This is a genomic window from Frankia sp. CeCAU1, from assembly GCF_977971845.1.
This window is the reverse complement of sequence record NZ_CDWWXA010000145.1, coordinates 1-743: the sequence shown is the minus strand read 5'-3', so window position 1 is coordinate 743 and position 743 is coordinate 1. Positions and strand designations below refer to the sequence as shown.

Below are 743 nucleotides of genomic sequence, written 5' to 3'. Positions count from 1 at the left end.
GGTCGAGCCCTGCCGCGTGCGCCCGGTCCGGGACGTGCCGGCGGAGGAGTGGTTGCCCGGACAGATCCCCGCCCAGGACGCCAGATGTCCCGCGGTCGGGAAGCGGCCCATGTCCATCCCCGCCTCAGCGATCAGACACTGCGCCGTCCGCTGGGCCACCCCGGGGATCGTCATCACCCGCCCCACCAGGTCCACGAAAGGGGCCAGCATCACCTCGACCTTGCGGTCCAGCTCCGCGACCGCGGTATCACACAGGTCGATCTGCGCCAGCAACTGACGGACCAGCAGCTTCTGGTGATCCGCCAACGGCCGGCCGGCCAACGCCTCCCGCAACTGCGGGATCTTCACCCGCAGCCGGCGCCGCGCGAGATCCGCGAGCACCTCCGGGTCCTCCTCCCCGGCGAGCATCGCCTCGATCATCACCCGACCGGACTTCCCCAACAGTTCCGAGGCCACCGACGTCAGCTTGATCCCACAGTCCCGCATGACCTTCTCCAGGCGTTGCACCGCCCGGGTACGGTCCTCGATCGTCGTGCGCCGGTGCCGGGTGAGATCCCGTAACGCCCGGATCGGTTTCGGGGGCACGAACGACGGCCGGACCAGACCATGTTCCAGCAGCTGCGCGATCCACGCCGCATCGGTCACATCCGTCTTCCGACCCGGAACATTGTGCATGTGCTGGGCGTTCAGCAGCCAGCATTCGAAGGAATCCTCCAGCATGTAATACACCGGCTTCCAGTACA

The 743-nt window shown here is 67.7% G+C and carries 1 protein-coding gene; it reads right to left on the bottom strand.

The features are described from left to right. Positions 1 to 743 (bottom strand): IS110 family RNA-guided transposase (locus tag AC08OO_RS19710; protein WP_476618868.1); only part of this gene is annotated, 743 nt, incomplete at both ends.